The sequence below is a fragment of the Okeania sp. SIO2F4 genome, assembly GCF_010672385.1.
GTDB lineage: Bacteria > Cyanobacteriota > Cyanobacteriia > Cyanobacteriales > Microcoleaceae > Trichodesmium.
Map to the genome: position 1 here is coordinate 1 of NZ_JAAHGT010000684.1, position 5306 is coordinate 5306.

At 38.3% G+C, this 5306-nt stretch carries 2 protein-coding genes; one reads left to right on the forward strand and one right to left on the reverse strand.

Translation table 11 applies throughout. The features are described 5' to 3' along the window. Window positions 1–333 precede the first annotated feature (333 nt). A complete protein-coding gene (locus tag F6K22_RS30415; protein WP_293106819.1) occupies window positions 334–1698 on the reverse strand; it encodes a lipid-A-disaccharide synthase-related protein in 1365 nt (454 codons plus the stop codon). Between the two features lie 856 nt (window positions 1699–2554). On the opposite strand from F6K22_RS30415, the gene F6K22_RS30420 reads away from it, so the two are divergent. Further along, the gene (locus F6K22_RS30420; RefSeq protein ID WP_293106822.1) at window positions 2555–4351 is read left to right on the forward strand and encodes a serine/threonine protein kinase; all 1797 of its coding nucleotides are present in this window, start codon (window positions 2555–2557) and stop codon (window positions 4349–4351) included. The last annotated feature ends 955 nt before the right edge of the window (window positions 4352–5306 follow it).

Genomic DNA, 5306 nt, shown 5'->3' on the forward strand with positions numbered 1-5306 from the left:
AAAAAAGCCAGAAGTGTTTCCCGATAAATGCTTTGACAATTAATCAACAACCCCTACAGCAGTTTTCATTTCAGTAGACCACTGTAGGGACCTTGCATGCAACGTCCCTACTGGGTTTTGGTTATGGCTCCGGTGGTTCATTAATTTGAAAAGCGCTGTAATTATTAATTATTCATTAGTTTGCCCAAAATACTAACTTTTTGAGTGTGAAGAGTTGAAACAAGCCCAATTTTAGGGAATCAAAAAAGCCAGAAGTGTTTCCCGATAAATGCTTTGAGAATTAATCAGCAACCCCTAATTATTCATTATTCATTATTCATTATTGAAAGTTTCCTATATCCAATTTAACTCCATTAAAAAATTAGCAATTCTTTGAGATGCACCTGATTTTCCCATTCTCCGAAAACCATTTTTAGCAATTAACTGTCGTTGGTCTGAATTATCTAACAAAGACTTAACTACACCAGCAACTTCTCTAGGATGTTTAACCAGAATTAAAGAAATTCCTAAAAGGCGACTTTGAGCTTCTGCAAAAGTAGATGTAAACTGCGGACCATTGCCATGAATAGCGATCGCTGGTTTCCCTAAACCGACAAATTGTTCTGTAGCAGTACCTGCCATAGCAATAGCTAAATCTCCCCGATGTACAAATTCTAGAAAAGCTTGTTGATTTAAAATCATACTTGCATTTCTATTCTGAGAAATCAATTTTAAGGGAAAATGAAGACTTCCTTCTCCAGAAAAAAATGTTGGTTGAGGATTATCAGTTGGTAGTTGTAAAATACTACCTTGAGTTTGAGTTTTAATTTCTCCTTCAACTCGCCAATGATAAGATTTGAGCAGTGTACTAAAAGGTTCTAAATCTAAATTAGGAGCGATCGCTGCGAGGAACAAAAACTTTTGTTGTGGAAAAGTTTCCAGCAACCCCGTAACTGCCTGAATAATAATTTCCCAATTTGCATAAGTTTCTGGAGAACGAGACCCAGGTAACAAAGTAATTGTTATTTGACCTTGCATCCCTAACATCTGAGCATCAGAACGATACATTGACAGCAGAGCACTATCCAACTCTACACCATCCATCATTGGGTTTCCCACATAATAAGCTCGAATAGACTTTTTTCGTAACATTTCTGCTGTTAACTCATCTCTAGCAAGTACCGCTCTACATTTCCCCCTACTCATTAACCAACGTTCCCAAGGAAAGTAAACCGATCCTGACCAAAGTAGAAAACTTTCCACCCAAGACTTGGGGGGAAGTTGCTGGGTTTCATCTCGGATCAGATATTCTGATTTAGCAGTTCCTAAAAAAACATAAGGCACTCCAATTAACCAAGCAAATAATAAAGGTACAATATCCCCAACTGCCAAAATAACTACTTGATGACCTAACTTAGTTTCATAACTTATCCAATATCTTAATGCTTTGAGTTGAGCAAAGGTAACTCTTAATAAACCACCTTTGACATCTCGCCATAACTGTTTTCCATCCATATAGATAAAACCACCAGAAGGCATTCTTTGTCGGGGGCCAATAATTGAAAGGTGAGCTATTTTACTATAAGCTTGTCCTTCTCCTACTATCGGTAAGGCAGCAAGACCAGGAGGAAGAGGATATGTTTCAAGTTGTTGTAAAATTTGAGATGCGATCGCATCTTCTCCGTGACCATTACTCAGGCAAAGTATCTTTAAGGTCATTTTAGTTATAACAGGGAATAGGGAATAGGGAATAGGGAATAGGGAAGAGTTGGAAAAATTAGGGAACACAGAAGAGTTGGAAAAGCATTTCCTAGTCTAAGATTCATCATTAGACATCTCCAGAAAAGAGGGAACAGGGAACACTTAACTGGGAACAGGAAGAAAGAATAGATAACTTCTGGATGAGAATTGATTTGATTTTTAATTTTCACGCCTATGTCTATTAGTCATTATCCTAATAATTCGCTCACTTTAGATTTTTCCTGACAAAACCTAGAAAAATCAGGGAACACTTAACTGGGAAAAGTTGGAAAAATCAGGGAAGAGTTGGAAGAACATTTCCTAGTCTAAGATTCGTCATTAGTCATTATCCTAATAATTTGCTCACTTTAGATTTTTCCTGACAAGACTTGGAAAAATGCAGAAAGAAAAATTATACCTGCAACTATTCCCCATTCCCTTCCTTGACTAACAGACTTTTTCAGCAAGTCCTAATTAGTTCGTAATTGAAGCAAATTAACGAGTAGTAGAAGTTAATATGCAATTTAGCTTATTTATTTGGCATTGGTGAAATAAGGTATGAAATTCCTATTGGAATAAGATTTATAGATAGTAAGGAAAAAAGCTATTTTAACTACTGACTACTGACTACTAATACCGTTTCACGGAATTCAAAATTCAAAATTCAAAATTCAAAAGTGAAAAGTAAGATTTTATAGACTCATAACTTTTACGCACTCAGTAGTTTCAGGAAATTATTTCACATCTAAAATTTGAAACTATTTGTGACATTTTTAAAGTGAATTGGTATAACTACTGACTACTGACTACTGACTTATTAACTAGGATAAGAAAAATGAAAATATTATCAAACCTACAAGGCGGCAAATATACCTTAGAACAAGAACTAGGAAGGGGTGGTTTTGGCATTACTATCAAAGCTACTCATAATTATTTGGGACAACCAGTAGTTATTAAAACTCTCAATGAGTCTCTAACTCAACATCCTAATTTTGCAGAATTTAAAAATAAATTTCAGGATGAGGCCAGAAGACTGGCTTTATGTGTCCATCCTAATATTGTCCGAGTTAGTGATTTTTTTGTCGAAGATGGTCAACCTTACATGGTAATGGACTATATTCCCGGTCAGACTTTAGCAAAAGTAGTATTTAGTGGCCAACCTCTACCAGAGGCGATCGCTGTGAATTATATTCGTCAGATAGGGAATGCTTTGATAGTAGTAAATCAAAATAATTTGCTTCACCGAGATATTAAACCCCAAAATATTATGCTGCGTCAGGATACTGAGGAAGTAATTTTAATTGACTTTGGTATTGCGCGGGAGTTTATTGCAGGTCAAACTCAAGTTCACACTAATCTGGTCTCAGATGGTTATGCTCCACCAGAACAGTATTTGCCTCAAGGAAAACGCACAGCAGCAACAGATGTATATGGTTTAGCTGCTACCCTCTATACATTATTAACTGGACAACTACCAGTAGCAGCACCCAGGAGAGTACAACAGGAAATGCCTAGTCCCCGTGAGTTACAACCCCAACTTAGTGCTAATGTTAATCAAGCAGTGCTTAGGGGTATGGCTTTAGATATTCAACACCGACCTAAAACTGTAGATGAATGGTTAAAATTTTTATCAGATTCTCCCACAAACAATTCAACTATACAGGTTATACCTAACCATCCAGCCCAGAAATTGGGAAATGGAAAAATTGCTAATGTAAATATTCCTCCGACACAAAGACCTCCAAAAATTTTGATGTGGGGAGCACTCGGAGCGATCGCTACTGTAATAGCAGGAGCATTAGTGGCAATAGTGCTTAACTCTGAGCATTCTTCTACTTCTGTGATCGCTAAACCTACTCAACCTTCTCCGACAGTAAGACCATCAGATATTATTGCTCAAACTCCAACTCCCATACCAACACCAGCAACTACACCTACCCCATCTCCACCATCTCCACCATCTCCAGAACCTAGCAATACTCCACAACCAAGTTTTACTCCTACCCCAAGACCTACGCCATCTCCTATCCCTCCCGTGGTAAAACCTACTCCTACTCCCTTACCTCCTGTAGCAAAACCTACACCTACACCACCAGAAGTTAAACCAACTCCTACACCTACTCCATCTCCTCAAGATTCAGTTCCCAATACACTTCTCGACTTAGTATTGCCAGATAACATTCCTTCCGATCCTATTGATAATTCCACTATTAGGGATCGGTTACCGATTATTCGTGGTTTACCTCCAGGTACCTTAGAAAGTAAGGTAATAGAATTATTAGGAAAACCTACAAAAGTTCAAGAGCGCGGATATTGGCCTAATACTAGGGCTGTGATTTATGAGTTGCTTCCTAATAAAGTTACTTTAGGCTATATATATGATCGAGATTCTCGTCGCTTACGACAAACTGAGTTATCTGTAGCAGATGATGTAGATAACCTAATGGTAAGACTAGCTTTTGCAAATATGTTGAAGCTGAAGATTACTCCAGATATTAAACAAGGACTGCAAGATGTACGAAATCGTAAAATTAGTCGCTACGAGTTTAAAACAGGTAATTTGCAAGGTTTAATTGAGCGTAGTAGAGATAATCGTGTCTATATTGGTGTTTGGGAAGATGATTTACATTAGACATCTGGTGAAAAAGATATAGACTTTTTGTAAGAGTAGGGAATAGGGAGCACTTAACTGGGAACAGGCAAGATATTTTCAGGAAAAATGTACGAAAAATGATTTTTTGAGGAACTTTTACAACTCTAGCTGATGCTAAATAAAGGGCAAGTTTATTTTCTGGAGATATCTATTAAACAGGGAACACGGAAAATTCTAAATTCTAAATTCTAAATTCTAAATTCTAAATTCTAAATTCAGAATTCTAATTTTACTCATCATATTTAATTTTCCTGGCGGGAAGTCCTGCGCTCTCTTCAAAAGGAGCGTCGTATGGGAAAGCCAGGGTCAACAGTCCGATACCTCCACAAATAAAACATTCCGATCCCCTTGACAAGCAGGAGGTATTTTATCTCAAGGTTGGTTGAAGACCCGCGCTCTCCATCCCCCCTTTTGTTCCCCCCTTTGAAAGCTATCCCTTATAAGGAACTCCTGAAACCCTGTGGATGGGGGAGATTCGGAGATTCGGAGATTCGGAGATTCGGAGATTCGGAGATTCGGAGATTCGGAGATTCGGAGATGGGGAGTTTAGCCTCTAATTAAATAGGTTTACTCTCCCGAAATGTCCATTGAATGGCAGTTACATAACTTCTCTTTTTTGTCAAGTTTTATGTTAAGAAAGATGTTTATAAACAAAAGCTTTGAAAGGGGGGTTAGGGGGGTATAGATGAAAACCAATCAATGTTGCGGTATTTACGACTTTTGTGCTATAGTGCAAAAATAAGGCTGCACGGCTATCAGTATCAGCGCTAGTCGCTCATAGGTGAGAACCCCAAGACCGGGCTGTCTTGTCTGTAGAGCGACCGTAAGACCGAAAAGAGGTTCGGCCTTGGAGGCAGGTGCTATGTTAGCGCAGCTCCTCTGTTTGCGTAGCATTCCGAAGGAAAGGAGGCAAGAGGCAGTAAAAAGCCCCTAT